This is a genomic window from Nonomuraea sp. NPDC052129 (assembly GCF_040680095.1).
Taxonomy (GTDB): Bacteria; Actinomycetota; Actinomycetes; order Streptosporangiales; family Streptosporangiaceae; genus Nonomuraea.
Genome location: NZ_JBFAVX010000057.1, coordinates 13,531 through 30,580, shown reverse-complemented (window position 1 = coordinate 30,580; position 17,050 = coordinate 13,531). Strand labels below are relative to the sequence as shown.

General features: G+C 67.1%; 17 protein-coding genes and 1 pseudogene. 6 read left to right on the top strand and 12 right to left on the bottom strand.

Features of this window, described 5'->3' with window-relative positions; genetic code table 11:
* Positions 1-163 precede the first annotated feature (163 nt).
* Positions 164-664: a prolipoprotein diacylglyceryl transferase family protein gene (locus AB0L53_RS57270; protein WP_364014898.1), complete on the top strand. Its 501-nt coding sequence runs from the start codon at positions 164-166 to the stop codon at positions 662-664.
* Between the two features lie 286 nt (positions 665-950).
* A complete protein-coding gene (locus AB0L53_RS57265; RefSeq protein WP_364014895.1) occupies positions 951-1,448 on the top strand; it encodes a hypothetical protein in 498 nt (165 codons plus the stop codon).
* A gap of 95 nt (positions 1,449-1,543) precedes the next feature.
* Here the strand turns inward: AB0L53_RS57265 and AB0L53_RS57260 are convergent, their stop codons facing one another.
* Positions 1,544-2,236, bottom strand: coding sequence for an alpha/beta hydrolase (locus AB0L53_RS57260; RefSeq protein ID WP_364014892.1), 693 nt, complete (start codon positions 2,234-2,236; stop codon positions 1,544-1,546).
* Positions 2,237-2,285: 49 nt separating this feature from the next.
* Between AB0L53_RS57260 and AB0L53_RS57255 the strand changes: the two genes are divergently transcribed.
* Both AB0L53_RS57255 and AB0L53_RS57250 read left to right on the top strand, forming a co-directional pair.
* A complete protein-coding gene (locus AB0L53_RS57255) occupies positions 2,286-2,981 on the top strand; it encodes a WYL domain-containing protein (protein WP_364014889.1) in 696 nt (231 codons plus the stop codon).
* A 193-nt stretch (positions 2,982-3,174) separates the two neighbouring features.
* Positions 3,175-3,708 (top strand): RICIN domain-containing protein, encoded by a 534-nt coding sequence (locus tag AB0L53_RS57250; protein ID WP_364014886.1) that lies wholly within the window; start codon positions 3,175-3,177, stop codon positions 3,706-3,708.
* Positions 3,709-3,843: 135 nt separating this feature from the next.
* On the opposite strand, the gene AB0L53_RS57245 is transcribed toward AB0L53_RS57250, so the two are convergent.
* The 11 genes and pseudogenes from AB0L53_RS57245 to AB0L53_RS57195 all read right to left on the bottom strand — a co-directional run.
* Positions 3,844-4,182, bottom strand: coding sequence for a MiAMP1 family antimicrobial peptide (locus tag AB0L53_RS57245; RefSeq protein ID WP_364014883.1), 339 nt, complete (start codon positions 4,180-4,182; stop codon positions 3,844-3,846).
* 294 nt (positions 4,183-4,476) lie between these two features.
* The gene (locus AB0L53_RS57240; RefSeq protein WP_364014880.1) at positions 4,477-5,475 is read right to left on the bottom strand and encodes an ABC transporter permease; all 999 of its coding nucleotides are present in this window, start codon (positions 5,473-5,475) and stop codon (positions 4,477-4,479) included.
* Positions 5,472-6,959 (bottom strand): sugar ABC transporter ATP-binding protein, encoded by a 1,488-nt coding sequence (locus AB0L53_RS57235; protein ID WP_364014877.1) that lies wholly within the window; start codon positions 6,957-6,959, stop codon positions 5,472-5,474. Before AB0L53_RS57235 ends, AB0L53_RS57240 begins: the two co-directional genes overlap by 4 nt.
* A complete protein-coding gene (locus AB0L53_RS57230) occupies positions 6,956-7,927 on the bottom strand; it encodes a sugar ABC transporter substrate-binding protein (RefSeq protein WP_364014874.1) in 972 nt (323 codons plus the stop codon). The genes AB0L53_RS57235 and AB0L53_RS57230 overlap by 4 nt, the downstream gene beginning before the upstream one ends.
* Positions 7,928-7,941: 14 nt before the next feature.
* Positions 7,942-8,313 carry an RbsD/FucU domain-containing protein gene (locus tag AB0L53_RS57225; RefSeq protein WP_358534191.1) on the bottom strand — a complete coding sequence of 124 codons (372 nt, stop codon included), beginning with the start codon at positions 8,311-8,313 and terminating at the stop codon, positions 7,942-7,944.
* Positions 8,303-9,184, bottom strand: coding sequence for a ribokinase (locus tag AB0L53_RS57220; RefSeq protein WP_364014871.1), 882 nt, complete (start codon positions 9,182-9,184; stop codon positions 8,303-8,305). The genes AB0L53_RS57225 and AB0L53_RS57220 overlap by 11 nt, the downstream gene beginning before the upstream one ends.
* Positions 9,177-10,202: a LacI family DNA-binding transcriptional regulator gene (locus AB0L53_RS57215; RefSeq protein ID WP_358534820.1), complete on the bottom strand. Its 1,026-nt coding sequence runs from the start codon at positions 10,200-10,202 to the stop codon at positions 9,177-9,179. The genes AB0L53_RS57220 and AB0L53_RS57215 overlap by 8 nt, the downstream gene beginning before the upstream one ends.
* A gap of 614 nt (positions 10,203-10,816) precedes the next feature.
* Positions 10,817-11,944, bottom strand: a complete 1,128-nt coding sequence (locus AB0L53_RS57210; protein ID WP_364014939.1) for a serine hydrolase domain-containing protein — start codon at positions 11,942-11,944, stop codon at positions 10,817-10,819.
* A 640-nt stretch (positions 11,945-12,584) separates the two neighbouring features.
* Entirely contained in the window at positions 12,585-13,493 is a 909-nt protein-coding gene (locus tag AB0L53_RS57205) for a hypothetical protein (protein WP_364014868.1), read from the bottom strand.
* Positions 13,494-13,871: 378 nt separating this feature from the next.
* Positions 13,872-14,393 carry a hypothetical protein gene (locus AB0L53_RS57200; RefSeq protein ID WP_364014941.1) on the bottom strand — a complete coding sequence of 174 codons (522 nt, stop codon included), beginning with the start codon at positions 14,391-14,393 and terminating at the stop codon, positions 13,872-13,874.
* Positions 14,394-14,448: 55 nt separating this feature from the next.
* A pseudogene (locus AB0L53_RS57195) lies at positions 14,449-14,616 on the bottom strand (HAD hydrolase-like protein); the annotation flags it as partial.
* 446 nt (positions 14,617-15,062) lie between these two features.
* Here AB0L53_RS57195 and AB0L53_RS57190 point away from each other — a divergent pair.
* Positions 15,063-16,103 (top strand): ATP-binding cassette domain-containing protein, encoded by a 1,041-nt coding sequence (locus tag AB0L53_RS57190; protein ID WP_364014865.1) that lies wholly within the window; start codon positions 15,063-15,065, stop codon positions 16,101-16,103.
* Positions 16,100-16,936 (top strand): ABC transporter permease, encoded by an 837-nt coding sequence (locus AB0L53_RS57185; protein WP_364014862.1) that lies wholly within the window; start codon positions 16,100-16,102, stop codon positions 16,934-16,936. Before AB0L53_RS57190 ends, AB0L53_RS57185 begins: the two co-directional genes overlap by 4 nt.
* Positions 16,937-17,050 lie beyond the last annotated feature (114 nt).

Below are 17,050 nucleotides of genomic sequence, written 5' to 3'. Positions count from 1 at the left end.
GCGTCCGCTCCCGTACTTGCGAGTCAGGGCTGCCAGACCTCTCCAGGACGGCAAGCCCTGTTCGGCACGCTGCGGCGAGACATCCAGGGCGCTGGTGAGGCCCCCGCGATGGCCGAGCGAGCGCGAAGCTCTCATGCCGTAGAAATGCATAATAGGGTCACGCATGCGGCCAAGTGAGCCCAAATCCGCTAGCGTCACCGGCATGCCTCTCGCCTTGATTCCCAGCCCTTCTCAAGGGGTCTGGCATCTTGGATTCATTCCGATCCGGGCTTACGCATTGTGCTTCATTGTCGGAATCGCCGTCGGCGTCTGGCTGAGTGAGCGCCGCTGGCGTGCCCGGGGCGGCGAGAAAGGCACGATCAGCGACATCGCGGTTCCTGCGGTGATCTTCGGCCTGATCGGCGGCCGCCTCTACCACGTCATCGTCGACTGGCAGATCCACTTCGGCCCGCGCGCGATCAAAGAGCCCTACCGGGCGCTGTTCATCTGGGAAGGCGGGCTGGGCATCTGGGGCGCGGTCGCTCTGGGAGGCGTGGGCGTGTGGCTGGCCTGCCGCCGCCGGGGACTGTCCCTCGGCGCCGTGGGCGACACGATCGCGCCCGGCATCGCGTTCGGGCAGGCGATCGCCCGCTGGGGCAACTGGTTCAACCAGGAGGCGCAGTGAGCTGAACGGGCGGGTCGTGGCGCACGATCTCCTCGACGACCGCCGACGCTGTGTCGGGAGGTCGGCGCGCAGGGTCGTCCCGGTGGAATGAAACTTTCACCCGTCAGGTCGGTATTACGGCTCCGCAGGCTAATCCCCGACCTGGTGGCACGCCTGGTTCACTCTCGCGAGAGCCGCTATGGCGCAAGTTAATGCCGGCCGAATCAGTGGCTCTCGATCGTCTCTCTGGACACCTGGAAGCCCCGAAAATAGTCTCCGTGCGCGCTCCGCCGACATCATGCGAGAGATGAGGTTGGAATTGACACGTTCCAAGGTACGTCGCGCGGCTAGCTCTGTCGCCGTCGTCATCGCAACACTCGCGGCAATCCTGGTGCCCGTCACTCCCGCGCACGCCGCCTACGGTCCAGACCAGGCCGTATCCCTCACGGTGACCTCGAACGCCGGCCCGTCGATCATGCTCGCCCAGCTGACCGGCACGCTGGCGTTCGACGACGGGAACACGAAGTTCAGGTATGCGCTCCGGCTGTGCTGGGGGAGCGGGTCCTACCCCATGCCGAACTTCTACGTCTCCGTCAACGGCAGCACTATTTTCTATCCGAGCCAGACGGGCACTGCACCTGCTCCCCCCGGGTGCCAGGTGGCCCTATTCTTCTACGACGGTGAATACACCCACTCCACTACCCTCACGAATGTCACCTTGTACGTGACGGGCGGCTGGTTCTATCCCGGCAACACTTACAACAGTCGCACCAAATCCGTGACCTACGACAACCCCTACAACTGAGCCGCCACCGCCGCCCGGCGTACGCATTCGCTTCATAGGAGCTGAGCTAGAAGGGCCACTCCCGACTATGGGGGTGGCCTTCGTGCGCCTCTCGGTCAATTGGGTCTGTCGGCGAGGAAGTTCGCGATTCGCCGGGCGAGAGCGTCGGGCGCTTCGAGCATCGGCAGGTGTCCGCTGTCGAGGGATTCGTTCCAGCTCGTGTCGAGGTTGCGCGCGAATCGCTGTTGCAGTCCGATCGAGAGCTCAGTGTCTTGGCTGGTGGAGAGGTAGCCTCGACGTTCGGGAAAAACGCCGCCTTGCGGCGTGTCCCGGTAGAGACGTACAGACTCGGGGTTGAACTCCGCCACGATGCGATCGGCCGTCTTCGTGTCGACGCGGCTGGCCACGCCACGCCGGATAGCGGCATCGGGCGGTCGGGTGCCGGCCAGCCGCATCGCCAGGCTCAGCACGAGCCGGTTCGGCAACGGCATCGACGCGACGAAGCTGTGTCCCGGCTTCGGCACGACGGCCGTGACCGCCAGGAACGCGCCCACCCGGTCAGGCGCGAGGGTCATGATTTCCGCCGCGACAGTCCCGCCACTGGAGTGCGCGACGACCGCGAATCGCTCCCACGGTGCCGAATCCAGCGCCGCGGCGGCGTACTCCGTGAGCGAAGCGCGGTCATGACGTGGTCGCTCAGCGACCACCGTCTGGTGCGATGCGGCCAGTTCTTCGCGCACCTGATCCCAGATCCAGACGGGAAGACCGGCACCGCTCAGCAACAGGATGGGTTCTCGCGAGTTCGTCATGCTCCGATTCTGGAGGTGCTGGATGTCACCGTTATGGCACCATTTATGGATGAACCGCACCGACCGGCTCTACGCGATCCGCGAAGATCTCCGCCGTGCGGGTCCCCGAGGCCGCACCGCCCAACAGCTCGCCACCGCATTCGAGATCAGTGTCCGTACCGTCAAGCGCGACATCTCCGCGCTGCAACAGGGCGGCTTCCCGGTCTGGGCACGCACGGGCCGGCTCGGTGGATATGTCGTCGATCGTGCCGCCACCCTGCCGCCGGTGAACTTCACCGCCACCGAAGCCTGCGCGCTCGCCGCGGCGATCGCGGCACACCGTGGACAACCGTTCGACGGGCAGGCCCGAGCTGCCCTGGTGAAAGTACTGGCGGTGATGGACCCGCGGGCGCGACGGCACGCGGACGACTTGACCGAGCGCATCTGGATCGACCACAGCGCCACCGAGGCAGCTGATCCGCGCCGACGCGACGCGATCGAACATGCTCTTCAGGAGCGCAAGGTCCTCTCGCTGCACTACCGCGATCGTCACGGTACGCCGACAACGCGCCGGGTGGACCCCCAGCTGCTCGCGTTCACGGCCGGGCACTGGTTCCTCGTGGCGCACTGCCAGCGCCGCGAGGCCATCCGATGGTTCCGCCTCGATCGGATCGAACGCGCGAGTCTCACCGCTCAGCCTGCTATCGACATACCCGTCGAAGAGCTTGGGACGCCTCCCGCGACGGCGGCCTCCGTCCGGGTGTGACGTGCGATGTGATCCAGTCTGTACGTTCTGGATCATCCTGATCTGCAATCGCGGATGCCCGACGCCCACCGCAGCTTCGCCTCTGGCGGGCATCACATCGCGACGCACAGAGCTTTGTGCGGACGGTGATTGATCAACTACGTTCGGTTGTGTCATGGTGCTGGAGTCTTGATCAACTCTTCTGGAGGCACCCATGCTTGCTCGCCATCTGCTGGCCGCCGCCGTCATCTCCGCCACCATGAGCGCGGTCACCGCTCTGCCTGCGGTGGCCGCCGGGCAAGGGCCCGCCAACCGCACCGTCCCGGTCGGGACCGCAATGTGCGTCGACGTCAACAACTACCGCGGCAACGGCATCTTGATGTACCAGTGGCAGTGCGACCCCAACAACACCAACCAGAAGTTCGTCGTCGAGGACGGCCTCATCAAGGTGGAAGACACCATCGGCACGAGCCAGATGATGTGCCTGGACTCCTCCAACGGCCGAACCAACGGCACCCGGGTCTACCAGTGGCAGTGCCTGGGTAACGCTAACCAGCTCTGGGTCATCCAGGGCGGCCAGATCATCCTCAAGTCCACCCTGAACTCAGCCAACCGCCTATGCCTGGACGCCACCAACGGCCGCGGCAACGGCATCCAGGTGTACCTGTGGCAGTGCGACCCCAACAACGCCAACCAGAAGTTCGTCGTCGAGGATGGCCAGATCGCGGTCAAGGACACCTTGTCCTGATCCTTAACGTCCCGATCCTTAACGTCCCGATCCTTAACGTCCCGATCTCTGGTCACACCCGGCACGTTCCGGTGTACCGCAGGGCATCAACGGCACCGATCCCCGGGGCGAGGCCGCCGCGTCAAGATGTGGGCGTCAGCACACCACGAAGATGCTCTTCCAGCCGACGCCCGTCGCCTGCTTCGCGTTGCCGTTGGTGGGCAGCACGAAGTGCACCGGCCCTCTGTTGTTGATCTGGTTGTGCATCCGGCCGGACTGGCCGGAGCCGTACCACTTGTACGACCCGCGGTAGCGGAGGTTGGTCGTGCCGCACCTGTCGATGACCTGTGTCTGGCCGGTGAAGCCCGGCCCTTCGTAGGCCACGTACGTCGAGCCGGTGTCCGCGGACATCGAGGCGTTGGCGGCACCGCCCATGACTGCGACCAGGGAGGCAGAGATGGCGGAGACGAGGGCGATTCTCTTGATGCTCTTCACAGCGATTCTCCGGATGTGTCTCGACTGATTGCCTGAGGAGAGAAGTCCCATGACACTCACCACTCGCGCGGGCAGAGAGCCCGAGCGCCGCAGCCGTAGACCGGCTCGGTAGCGGACGACGAGCTTGGACTCGCCGTAGGAGCGGGGCAAGGGACCGTCCTTTTCATAGGTTTTCCTAACGAGAGGAACATATGGACCGGCTCTTGATCGTCACTTGCACCCCACCTACACCACACGTGACAACTGGCCGTAAAGCCACGGCGGTCTCATGCAAAGGCGCCGCCTCGGATGTGGTCAGGAGGGGATCGTCGCCGGCGTGAGTGCCTGCGCGGGTTGGGTGACAGCCAGCTTGCGGGCCAGGCGGAGCCGGTACGCGTCCAGCACCACGGCGACCAGGATCACCAGCCCGGTGATGATCTGCCGTTCGAAGTCGGAGACGCCCATGAGCAGCAGCCCGTTGGTGAGCACGCCGAGCAGACATGCCCCGAGGAACGTGCCGACCATGGAGCCGCGCCCGCCCATCAGGCTGGCTCCGCCGATGACCACGGCGGCGATCGCGTTGAGCTCGTAGCCCTGGCCCAGGATCGGGCTGGCGATGTTGAGCCTGGCCATGTACAGGACGGCCGCGATGCCCACGGTCAAACCGGCGATCATGAAGGCGGCGATCTTGATGCGGGACGTCTTGTGGCCGGACAGGCGGACGGCTTCCTCGTTGTTGCCGGTGGCGTAGATCAGCCGCCCGAAGACGGTGCGCGACAGCACGAACCAGCCGGCCCCTGCCAGCAGCAGCGCCACCCAGAACACTGCGGGGATGCCCATGAGCGTGAGGGTGCCGAAGTCGTTGAGCGCGGCAGGCAGGTTGTAGATGGTGGCTGCGTTGGTATACCGTTCGGCGCCGCCGCGCGCGATGTTGAGCATGGCCAGGGTGACGATGAACGACGGCACCCGCCACTGTTCTGACACGAACCCGTTGACCCAGCCGACCACGCCGCCGACGAGCATGCTCACCAGGATCCCGCCGACCAGCGTCAAGGCGGAGCCGGATCCGGCCATCATGGTGCCCGACACGACCGCGCACAGCGCCATCGCCGAGCCGACCGACAGGTCGATGCCGCCGACCAGGATCACGAACGTCATGCCCACGGCGAGCACGGTGTTCAGCGTGATCTGGGTCATGATGTTGCGCAGGTTCTGCTCGGTCGCGAAGTTCGGTGCGAGGATGACGAAGAAGCCCGCGAGCACTACCAAGGCGACGCCGATGCCGGCTTCGCCGAGCACGAGCCTTTTGATCATTGTGTTTCACCGTTCTTGAGGTAGCCCGAGTAGGCCAGCGTGAGGATGCGCTCGGCGTCGAAGTCCGCCCGGGTGACCTCTCCGGCGATCTTGCCCCGGGAGAAGACCAGGACGCGGTCGCAGATGCCCATCAGCTCCGGTAGGTCCGAGGAGACGACGAGCAGGGCCTTGCCCTCTGCGACCAGGCCGAGCAGTAGCTCGTGGATCTCGTACTTGGCGCCGACGTCGATGCCGCGGGTGGGCTCGTCCACGATCAGAATGTCGGATCCGGCGTTGAGCCACTTGGCCAGCACGACCTTCTGCTGGTTGCCGCCCGACAGGGTACGTACGTGCTGGCCGACGCCCGAGGAGCGCAGGTGCAGGCGCCGCCCGAGGGCCTCGGCGAGCGAGCGTTCCTGACCGAAGCGCACCAGGAGTCCACGCAGCTTGGCGAGGGTGACGTTGGCGCTGATCGGCAGGTCGAGGACCAGGCCCTGCGACTTGCGGTCCTCGGTGAGCAAGCTGATGCCGTGCCGTACGGCGTCTTTGGGATGCCGAATGTGTACCTTCTCGCCGTAAAGCTCGATTTTTCCGGCCAAGGCGGGGTCGGCGCCGAAGATCGCGCGCATCGCCTCCGTACGACCGGAGCCGACCAGCCCGGCGAGGCCCACGACCTCGCCGCGCCGTACCGAGAAGGAGAGCGGCCCTTCGAAACCCGAGACCTTGAGATCGTCCACCTTCAGCGCCACCTCGCCCAGCTCCGTCGGCGGCTTGGCCGGGAACTCCCGCTCCAGATCGCGCCCCACCATCAACCTGACCAGGTCGGGCGCGGTCACGCCGGCCATCTCGCGGGTCTCGATGCTGCGTCCGTTGCGCAGCACGGTGACCCGGTCGGCCAGGTCCAGCACCTCCTGCAGGTGGTGGGAGATGTAGACGATGGCCACGCCGCGCTCGCGCAATGCCCGCAGGATGTCGAACAGGCGTCCCGCCTCGCGCGAGGTGAGCGTGGCGGTCGGCTCGTCCATGATCAGCAGCTTGCTGTCGGTGGAGATCGCCTTCGCGATCTCCACCAGCTGCATCTGCGCGATGCCGAGCCGCTCGACCAGGGTGTCGGGCGAGACATCCAGCCCGATCTCGGTCAACAGCCGCGCGGCGTCCACGCGCAGCCGCTTCCTGTCGACGACGCCCGCCGTGCGCGGCAGCTCGCGCAGGAACAGGTTCTCCGCCACGGTGAGGTAGGGCAGCAGCGCCAGCTCCTGGTGGACCACCGAAATCCCGGCGGCCAGACCGTCGGCCGCATTGGCGGGGGTGTACGGCGCGCCGTCGAAGGTCATCGTGCCGCCGTCCGGCGCGTGGATCCCGGCCAGAGCCTTGACCAGGGTGGACTTGCCCGCGCCGTTCTCGCCCACGAGGGCGTGGATCTCGCCTGCGCGGATGTCGAGGTCGACCCCGTCGAGCGCCACCACACCGGGGAAGCGCTTGACGAGGCCGCTGACCGTCATCATCCGACGTTGTCCTTGGTGATGAGCTTGATCTCGGTCTTCTGCCAGCCGCCGAAGTTCTCGCCGGCGATCATCTTCATGGCGTAGTCGATGCCGTTGGAGGCCTGCTGCGCGCCGTACTGGTCGAGCGTGGACACGACGGAGCCGTCCTTGACGTACTGGGCGATGGCCGGGATGTTGTCGAACGCGGCGACCTTGATCTGGCCCTTCTTGCCCTGCTCCTCGATCGCCTTCAACGCGCCGAGCGCCATGTTGTCGTTGCCGGCCAGCACGCCCTTGATGTTCGGGTGCGCGCTGAGCATGTTGCCGAAGACGGTGTGCGCTTCGTCGGTCTCCCAATGCGCGGTCTTGGAGTCGACGAGCTTGAGCCCGCCCTCCTTGATCGCGTCCTCGAAGCCGGCCTTGCGCTGGGTGGCGTTGGCCGCGCCGGGGTTGCCTTCCAGGATGACGACCTCGGCGTCCTTGCCGACGGCCTTGACCAGCTCCATGCCCGACTGCTTGGCGCCCTCGCGGTTGTCGGGGCCGACGAAGGGCACCTTGTCGCCGATACCGGCGGCCTTCATCGCACCCTCGTCGAGCTGGACGTCGATGTTGACGACCTTCACACCCGCGTCGACGGCGCGCTTGATCGGCGCGACCAGCGCGCGGGAGTCCGCAGGGGCGATCACGACCGCCTTGGCCTGCTGGGTGACGCACTTCTCGACGGCGGCGACCTGGTTGTCGATGTCGGTCTCGTTCTGGATGCCGACGACGCTGAGCGTGAGGTCGCCGCGCTTGGCGGCGTGCTCCTCGGCGCCCTTCTGCATCTGCTGGAAGAACTCGTTGGCCAGCGACTTCATCACCAGGCAGATTCCCGGCTTCTCGCCCGGCTTGGGGGCGGCGGCGGTCTGGCCGGTGGTGGTGCCGCCCTCCTTGCCGCAGGCGGTCAGCGCGAGGGCCAGACCGGCCACGGCGACGATCTTCTTGTTCATTCGGTGTTTCTCCTTCAGAAGGGAACGCCCGCTTGGAGGACGACATTCGCGTACGGTGTCGCCTCGCCGGTCCGCACGACTGCGCGGGCCCGGCCGGTGAGCTCTTTGAGCTGGGTGTGAGGAATGCGTTCTGTTCTTGTCAGCAGGCCGTCGAGGAAGCCGGGCGGCGACTCCTCGGCGACATAGGCGGTCTCGACGACGAGCTCGCCGAGCACCGCTTCGAGTACGGGTAGGAAGGCAGGCTCGCCCCTGCGCCAGACGAGGTCGACCGTCTCGACGCCGGGTGGGACGGGCAGGCCGGGGTCGGCCACCACAATGAGGTCGGTGTGTCCCGCCGCGGACAGGATCTGCAGCAGGCGGGGATGCCAAAGGCCGTCATGACGCACGGGCGAGCAGCCTTTCCACTTGATCGCCGGTGGGCATGGCGGTTTGGGCCCCGTGGCCGGTGGTGGCCAGCGCGCCGGCCGCGCAGGCCCGCCGTACCGCCTGGTCGAGGGGCAGGCCGGCCGCGTGGGCGAGCGCGAGCTGCGCGCAGAAGGTGTCCCCGGCGCCGACCGCGTCCACCGCGGGCACCGGGAAGGAGGGCACCTGGCAGGCGCCGGAGGCGTCCTGGCCGCGCGCCCCGTGCTCGCCCAACGTCACCACCGCGGCGCGCGGCCCGAGTGCGAGCAGCGCGGCGGGGTCGGTGCCGCCGCACAGGGCGGCCGCCTCACCCTCGTTGACGATCAGCAAATCCACCTGGGTGAGCAGCTCTTCAAGACCCTGCGTGTACGGCGCGGCGTTGAGGATCACCGGCACGCCGTGCGCTCTGGCCTGACGGGCGGCGGCGAGGCAGGCGGCCACCGGGATCTCCAACTGCATCAGGAGCGCGTCGGCGCCGGTGAGGTCGAGGTCCGTGAGGCGGAGCAGCCCGTTGGCGCCCCTGGCGACGGTGATCATGTTCTCGCCACCGTCCTCGACCACGATCATCGCCAGCCCGGTGGCGGCGGGCACCTGCCGTACGCCTGAGACGTCCACGCCCTCGCGCGCTACGGCGGCGAGCAGCTCGCGGCCCAGCGCGTCGTCGCCGACCTGGCCCACCAGGCGGACCCGCGCGCCCAGCCGGGCGGCTGCCACCGCCTGGTTGGCGCCCTTGCCTCCGGCGGCCCGCACCGCGGCGGCGCCCGCGACGGTCTCGCCCCTGCCGGGCAGGCGCGTCACCGGAACCGTGAGATCCATGTTGAGACTGCCGACGACGACCAGCTCCAGCTCACGCATCGTCGAGCCCACCGACCGGGTCAGGACAACCGCATGAGCCGCGCCTGATCAGCATGGCGGACAGGACGACACGTTCGCCTCCCGATGAGTCACCGATCTGTGCCATCAGCAGCTCCACCGCGCGCCTGGCCATTACCTCGATCGGCTGGCGCATGGTGGTGAGCGCGGGCACGGTGTAGGAGGAGGCGGCGACGCCGTCGAACGAGCACAGCGCGACGTCGCCGGGCACGCTCAGCCCCAGCTCGGCCGCGGCGCGCATGACGCCGATCGCCTGCTCGTCGCTGGTCACGAAGAGCGCGGTGGGCCGGTCCTCCTGCGACAGAAGCCGGCGGCCGCTGAGGTAACCCTGCCGCCGCCCGAACGGGCCATGGGCCAGCGGCATCGAGGCCGGGTCGAGGCCGGCTTCAGTCAGCGCCCGCGACCAGCCGGCGACACGGTCGACGGTCGGATGGATGTTCTCCGGCCCCGCCACGCAGCCGATACGCCGCTGCCCGTGCGCGAGCAGGTGGCCGGTCGCCTCGTACGCACCGCCCTCGTTGTCGAGCAGCAGGTGGCTGGCCGGGGCGTCGTCGAGCGCGCGGTCGAGCACGATGCACGGCACCTTGGAGGCGGCCAGCTGGGACCGCCAGGCGTGCGGGCCGTGGGCGGGAATCAGGATCAGCCCGTCGACCTGGCGGTCGATCAGGGTCCGCACGTAGGCGGCCTCGCGATCGTCGTCGTCCATCGCGTTGCCGAGCAGCAGCGTCAGGCCGTGCTCGAAGGCGACGTCCTCGATCTCGCGGGCCAGCTCGGCGAAGAAGGGGTTGGCGTTGTCGGGGACGACGAGCCCGATGGTGTGCGTGCGGCTGGTACGCAACGAGCGGGCCACGGCGTTCGGCCGGTAGCCGAGCTCGTCGATCGCGCGCAGCACCCGTTCGCGGGTGTGCGGGGCGACGTTCCTCGGCCCGTTGTTGAGCACATAGCTGACGACGGCGTCTGAGGTGCCGGCCAGCCGCGCCACATCGCGGCGTGTGACCACTAGGAAGTCCCATCTACTCGTGTTGATGCAGTATTCGGTCAGGGAATCCGCAGGTGCAACTCGTGTAGATGGGTCGTTATTAAGCTGTTATCGCAAGGTTTCAGGATGGCCACAAACAGCGGTCTGAGGTTGTGCACCGGCCTGCTGATTTCGTACATTGCATCTTTTTCGTACCGCAGCGCGCGGAGTCTGCGCAGGTCAGGCGGTTCTGGGAGCTACGCGTTGGGCGCACGATTCTGCTCGGAGGAGGGAGTCAGCGTGGCCAAGGCGTACCGGATCAAGGGAGCCGGCCAAAGAGTCCAGGCATGCAGGATGCCCGCATGCCTGGGTAATGCCGTCGGCGCCCGGCCGGACGGCCGGCCATCGGGTGGGGTCTTTCCGTCAGGGTCAGGGGTAGGTCTGATGCTCAGGTGGTAGCGGGCAGAGGCCCTGCGTGCCGAGCCGTGCTCGTATCGGACGGGGCGGACGAGGAGTGGGTGTGGACCTCAGGTATCCAGGAATTCATCCGCCACGCCTGGCCTGGCTGGGCGATCCGGTCTTTGTCGAACTTCGGAGAGATGCCCGGGCGGGTAGGAGATGCACCCGGCGTGAGATAGTCGTCGACGCGGAGAGCCTCAACCCGTCGGGCACAGGACGCCTTGGCCGGCTTTGATCATTTCGGGGATGATGGCGTCGTCGGTGGTGCTCCGCGTGACGGAGATCTCGAACTGCCGCCGGCCATCGGTCGAGTAGAGGATCAGCGTGGTGTAGCCGAGTCCCGAGCCGCCCTGCATGTTCAGATTTTCTTCGCACTTTTCCGTGCCCTGCCGTGCGCTGCCGCTGCCATCGCCACCGGCAGAGCCACCGGCGAGGATCTTCCGCAGCGACGGTGGCAGCAGCCTGCCCTGGTCGAAGGCCCGCTGGAAGGTGCTGACGTCACGCGTGGTCGAGACGACATTGCCGGCGCCAAAGCCCCAGCTGGCGTTGGCGCGGTGCATGTCGCGCAGGGTGCCGGTGGAGTCAGCGTAATAGCCGTGCCCGTGCGGGCCCTTGATGCCCTCCGGGGGCTTGGTGAGCGCGTAGGTCCGGGTCATGCCGAGCGGGCGGAACAGGCGCCGGTCGAGTTCGTCGGCCAGGGTGTGACCTGTCACCTGCTCGATGAGCATGCCGATGAGGGTGTAGTTGGTGTTGGAGTAGGTGAACTTCTCACCCGGCTCGCCGGTGCGCGGCAAGCCGCGCGTCGTCTCCACGATGTCGATGGGCCGGTAGTAGGTGGTGAAGTCGAAGACGTCGAACGCCGGTTCGGTCGAGCCGCTCCGGGACCACCAGTCGGGGATGCCGGAGGTGTGCTGGATCAGTTGCTGGACGGTGATCTCGCCGGCTCGTTCCACCAGCCCGTCGGCGGCCACCTCCGGCAGCAGGTCAGCGAGTTTGTCGTCCAGGCCGAGCTTGCCCTTCTCGACGAGTTGGAGGAGCACGGTGGCCACCATCGCCTTGGTCTGTGAGCCGATGTAGAAGCGAGAGTCGGCTGGGATCGTGCCGCCTTCGCCGTTGAGCAGCCGCGACCCGGCGGTGCCCTGGCCGGCGGCCTTGCCGTCCACGTACGCGCCGCCGATCGCGCCCACGACGCCGGGCGTCTTGGCGAGGTTCTCCATGGCCTGCTGGGCGTCGCCGACCGCGGTGGCGCCAGCGGCGCCGGCGGCCGTCGCGGGCGAGGCGGTGGCCAGCAGCAGGGCTGCCGCGGTCGCGGCGGCCACGGACATGTGCTTCAAGACAACAACTCCTTCGAGGTGACGAGAAGGGGTCGACAAGGCGCGCGGGCGGATCACGCGATGACCTCTCGTGCCGTCTCGCCGATGGACGCCACGGAGGCGTCGGAGATGCCAGGGATCACCATCAACAACACGCGTGACACGCCGCCGGGTCTCGCAGCACGCTCGGCAACTCGCCCGCCGGTCAACCGCAATCCACTGTCGACCAGCCGTGTCGCCATCTTGTCCGCGCCGTGTCATGGTCAAGTCACGGTCGCAGTTGGCGACCAGGCCGAGAGCTGTCTTGCGGTGATGCCGCTGGTGTGGGTGGTGTCGTTGTCGACCGGCATGACCGGGGTAGTCCACGTAGGTGGTTGCCCGCGCCCGTGGTGTTGATGCGCACCTGGCTGGCCTCCAGAACGTTCCGCCTGGGTCCCCTCGGCGCACCATCAGCCGGACAGGGACCTCTCGACGATCCATCGGCACACCGAACGCGAGCAGCCTGCTTGCCTGACGTGCCTTACAGACCTTCGAGCGACTGACCTGCTACTTCGCTCAAGAACACTAGATAAGGTTCGAAGGCCTACCAACCGCCCGTTGCGGTTCGCGGAGGCTCACTGGCGATCCCAGCGGTTGTCACCCAGCTGGACACTCATCCTGTCGCCAGGTCCTCGAAACCCAGCTTCAGCCAACTCGGGCCCGCGACGACGTGAAGCTCACTGCCTCGGCCCAGTATGGTCGCTGTCTTGGGAACCGGTCTTCCGTCGGGCATTACCAGCCGGGTGGCACGATCCGCCGAAAAGGCTTCTCCCTGAATGCTCCCCGCGACCACCCGGTGCCGATGCTCGTTATACCCGCCAACGAGCGCCACCCGGTCATCGGCAACAACGAGCGCATGAGCGCCGCGCACCTCCGTAGACCAGCCGGCAACCGCGGCAGCTCGGATCCGCACAATCGGGAAGTCGGTGTAGTAGTAGGCCCACGCTTCATCCCCCGTCACGTTTAACGCGTAACAGTCGGAGATCGCACCGAACTCGCCGTCATACGGGTAACGCCACGTGAGATCCAGGTCAGACCGAAAGCGGATAAGCCCAGGGGAGCCGATGGGTGCAGGGCTGCCTGCCTCACCCCATCCGAAGTTGCCGTACACGCCTTCGTCGAAATAGCTCACCCATATGTCGCCGGAAAGCGTCGTCTGCACGTCAGCGATTCCGTCTCCCAGCACGCCCTCCCGCAGGAGCTTCCCGTCGGCATCGAAGATGGCAGCGTTGGGCTCGGCCGCTCCGTTACGCCAACGGCACCGCGCACCCACCGAGAGCACGCCCCCGCCCGGCAGCGGCTGGACATGGCTGTGCGCGAGTAGTGACTGTCCGACGATGGAAACCGACCTCGCCAGATGGGGACGGTACGTGGCGACATGCACCGAGACGGGGGCGGCCGTACGTGAATCGGCAAAAGATGCCCCAGCGGGTGTGACAGTCCGTGCGGTCAGCGCATCAGCGTTCTCCTGCGAGGCCCACACAACGACCAGTTCTCCCTCGGGACCTGCCGCCGTACTCACCAGCTCCGCGCCTTGGGATAGTGGAGCCAAGTCCGCATGATGACGCAGCCTCGCAACGCCTGCCTTCCGACTTCTCCCGATTCGGCCTCGCATGAGGGACACATTATTGATCGCGTGCCTGGATCACGACTGAAATACCAGCCAGTGCTTGCGCGATCACGTGCGAACGGACCTCGCTCCTGAGGCCGCCACCCTTCGATGCCTCGACGTCCACCCGCGCGTCGCCGTGCAGATCCTCCGCCACTCACAGATTTCCGTGACCATGAACGCGTACAGCGAAGTCTCGTCCGCAGAGACGCGCCGAGCGCTCAGAAGCTCGGTAATCAGTTGGAGTCGTAGATCCAGCATCAGCGAAGGTCAACGAGGGCATTCCCTCGATCACGGGGAATGGCCTTCGGCGTGGGGCAAACGCCGACGACTCGTCCTGCCGGATCGTCTCTTCCTACCGTATCTACGTGGACCCCGTTGACGCACCGGGGCGGCTTGCGGATCGTAGCCAGACCATCGAATCAAGACGATGGAGAGACCGACGAGGATTGTGATCGCACCAGAAGCGAAGGCCAGAAACGCAATGACAGACTCGCCGTCTGGATCGCCGAGTCCGGACGGTCGTCCGTCGATCCAGCTCATCGTGGGCCATGCCTGGGTGGCGACGATCGCTCCGAACGCAGCCGTGATCGCACCCAAGACATGACCAGGAGGGCGCGTCCACGAGCCCATGACGGCCAGCACGAACCCGGCCGCCAACCCGACGGGAACCGTTAGGAACTGGCCCATGCCCAGGGCCGTGAGCACGGCGAACCGCGCGTGTTCGAAACCGTCGCCACGTGGCACCGACCAGAACGGCACCGCTACGACACCGCTGAGAAGGCCGATCGCCAATAACCGGAGCATCGCCACGTACACATGATCGTGGACTGATTGGTTGCTGTGCTACCTCAGCTGAGCGTGTAGCTGTACTTTGCAGCTGCCGATCTTGATCGACCTGCACAGACGTGCTGCGGGCTCCCGCGTTTATCGCGGCTTCCATGTCGAACGCCGAGTCCCCGATCAGTACGGCCTCATCCGGCCGAACATCGGTCATCACGCACGCTCGCAGCACTGATCGCGGATGGGGCTTCATCTTGGCAGGTTCACCGACTGGGCGACCCACAAGACCGGCGACTGGCCACCACCACGGACAGGGACGGGGTGCGCACCACCCTCTACCAGGGCAGCATCACCTTCGCGCAGCCCGGCAAGGCGAATCCAGGCCTACCCATCGGCTTCCGGAGCGAGCCCACTGGCAAGTACGGCACCTGGAAGGTGTCCTGGCGGTTGTGGATCGGTGGCGACCAACTCGTCCGTAGAGCGTGGAGTACCTGGCGCGAGCCGAACGACAGCCTCGACAGATCCGCCAGCGACGACCGGTACTACGCCATCGTGGATGACCTCCGCCTGTCGAACTGGGGGATGAAGGCGCACATCAAGCCGCCGCCAGCCTGTCTACCGCTGCCACAAACGCCGCTCCCGGCAACCGGTGAAACCGGCCGAGGGTGCCGTGAAACCGGCACCGCCGAGAGTGGAGCCATGAGCATCACAGAACTCGGACGTACCGGGGGCGGCCCGGCCTCCGGCGGAGGAACCGATCTGGCCGTACTTGCGCAAGGGCTGGTGAAGACGTTCGGCGAGCACCGCGCCGTCAACGGGATCGACCTGAACGTACGCCCCGGTGAGATCTTCGGCGTCCTCGGCCCGAACGGCGCCGGCAAGACCACCATGCTGCGGATGCTGGCCACCCTGTTGAAGATCGACGCGGGTCGTGCCGAGATCTTCGGGGTCGACGTGGCCGGCAACCCGCACATGATCCGCCAGCTGGTCGGCGTCACCGGACAGTACGCATCGGTCGACGAGAACCTGACCGCCCGCGAGAACCTCTGGCTCTTCAGTCGCCTGCAGGGCGTCACCGCGCCGCGCGCCCGGCGCATCGCCGTCGAATTGCTGGGCCAGTTCGACCTGGAGGAGGCCGCCGACAGACCGATCGCGCAGTTCTCCGGTGGCATGCGCCGGCGCCTCGACCTGGCGGCCAGCCTGATCACCAGGCCACCGCTGATCTTCCTCGACGAGCCGACCACCGGTCTCGATCCGCGCACTCGCGGCCAGATGTGGGACACCATCCGCGGTCTGGTCGCTGAGGGCTGCACCGTACTGCTGACCACGCAATATCTGGACGAGGCCGATCAGCTCGCCGATCGCGTCGCCGTCATCGACCACGGCCGCAAAGTCGCCGAGGGCACCCCCGACGAGTTGAAGACAGCGGTCGGCAACTCCACCCTCCAGTTGCTGCTCGCCGAGCCGGGCGAGGTGCCCGCGGCCGTGGAGGTCGTGCGGCGCGTCCTCGGCTCCGATCCGGTGCTCAGCCCGGAGCAGGGCCGCCTCAACGTCGCTCTCGACCAGGCCGACCTGGCCGCGGATGTACTGATCGCACTGCGTACCGCCGGGGTGTCGATCTCCTCGGTGAGCGTGGCCAAGCCCAGCCTGGACGAGGTGTTCCTCGCCCTCACCGGCCACGAGACGGACAGGGACGACCAGACAGGAACGGACGAGACCGGCACGAAGGAGAACCGATGAGCACCATGACCGCACCCGCCCGCGAGGCGGTACGGGCCGCCGACCGCGTGGCGGCCGCCCGGCGGCGCGTCTCCACGGGGGAGACGATCGTCCAGACCCTGACGATGGCGTGGCGGGCGCTCAAGAAGATGCGCCGCAACCCGGAGCAGTTCTTCGACGTGGCGCTGCAGCCCATCCTGTTCACCGCGATGTTCGCCTTCATCTTCGGTGGCGCCATCGCCGGCGACGTGGAGAGCTACCTCCCCCTGATGATCCCCGGCATCCTCGCCCAGACCGTACTGACGACGTGCATGGCCACGGGTACGCAACTCCGCGAGGACATGGAGAAGGGCGTCTTCGACCGGTTCAAGTCGTTGCCGATCGCCCGGATCGCGCCGCTCGCCGGCCCCATGGTGGCCGACCTGCTGCGTTACACGATCGCGGCCACTCTGACCTTTGGCATGGGCCTGGTGATGGGCTACCGCCCGGGCGGCGGAGCGGGCGGCGTGCTCGCCGCGATCCTGCTGGCGATCATCACGGGCTGGTCGCTGGCCTGGGTCTTCACGTGGGTCGGCACCATCGCCCGGAGCGCCCAGGCCGTCCAGAGCATCTCCATGATGATCTTGTTCCCGCTGACATTCCTGTCGAACGCGTTCGTCCCCGTCGAGACCCTGCCCGGCTGGCTGGCCGCGTTCGTACGGATCAACCCGGTCTCACACCTGGTCACGGCCGCCCGCGACCTCGCCAACAGCGCCCTCGTCAGCGCAGAGGTGGCCTGGACGCTCCTGGCGTGCCTGATCGTCATCGCGATCTTCGCGCCGCTGTCGGTACGCAGCTACAAGCGGCACATGTGACCCGCGCCCGTCACGACCGGAGACCCGCTCGACGAGACCGCGCGCCTCGTCGAGCAGGTCGGAGCCGCGCCGATCGCCGTACTCGGCCCGCACGGCCGCGAGCAGTCCGGGCTC

Excerpts from the sequence above, each read along its gene's own strand:
- AB0L53_RS57270 (WP_364014898.1), top strand. The coding sequence starts at position 164 with ATGCGGCCAAGTGAGCCCAAATCCGCTAGCGTCACCGGCATGCCTCTC.
- AB0L53_RS57265 (WP_364014895.1), top strand. The coding sequence starts at position 951 with ATGAGGTTGGAATTGACACGTTCCAAGGTACGTCGCGCGGCTAGCTCT.
- AB0L53_RS57260 (WP_364014892.1), bottom strand. The coding sequence starts at position 2,236 with ATGACGAACTCGCGAGAACCCATCCTGTTGCTGAGCGGTGCCGGTCTT.
- AB0L53_RS57255 (WP_364014889.1), top strand. The coding sequence starts at position 2,286 with ATGAACCGCACCGACCGGCTCTACGCGATCCGCGAAGATCTCCGCCGT.
- AB0L53_RS57250 (WP_364014886.1), top strand. The coding sequence starts at position 3,175 with ATGCTTGCTCGCCATCTGCTGGCCGCCGCCGTCATCTCCGCCACCATG.
- AB0L53_RS57240 (WP_364014880.1), bottom strand. The coding sequence starts at position 5,475 with ATGATCAAAAGGCTCGTGCTCGGCGAAGCCGGCATCGGCGTCGCCTTG.
- AB0L53_RS57235 (WP_364014877.1), bottom strand. The coding sequence starts at position 6,959 with ATGATGACGGTCAGCGGCCTCGTCAAGCGCTTCCCCGGTGTGGTGGCG.
- AB0L53_RS57230 (WP_364014874.1), bottom strand. The coding sequence starts at position 7,927 with ATGAACAAGAAGATCGTCGCCGTGGCCGGTCTGGCCCTCGCGCTGACC.
- AB0L53_RS57220 (WP_364014871.1), bottom strand. The coding sequence starts at position 9,184 with ATGCGTGAGCTGGAGCTGGTCGTCGTCGGCAGTCTCAACATGGATCTC.
- AB0L53_RS57210 (WP_364014939.1), bottom strand. The coding sequence starts at position 11,944 with ATGTCCGTGGCCGCCGCGACCGCGGCAGCCCTGCTGCTGGCCACCGCC.
- AB0L53_RS57190 (WP_364014865.1), top strand. The coding sequence starts at position 15,063 with ATGAGCATCACAGAACTCGGACGTACCGGGGGCGGCCCGGCCTCCGGC.
- AB0L53_RS57185 (WP_364014862.1), top strand. The coding sequence starts at position 16,100 with ATGAGCACCATGACCGCACCCGCCCGCGAGGCGGTACGGGCCGCCGAC.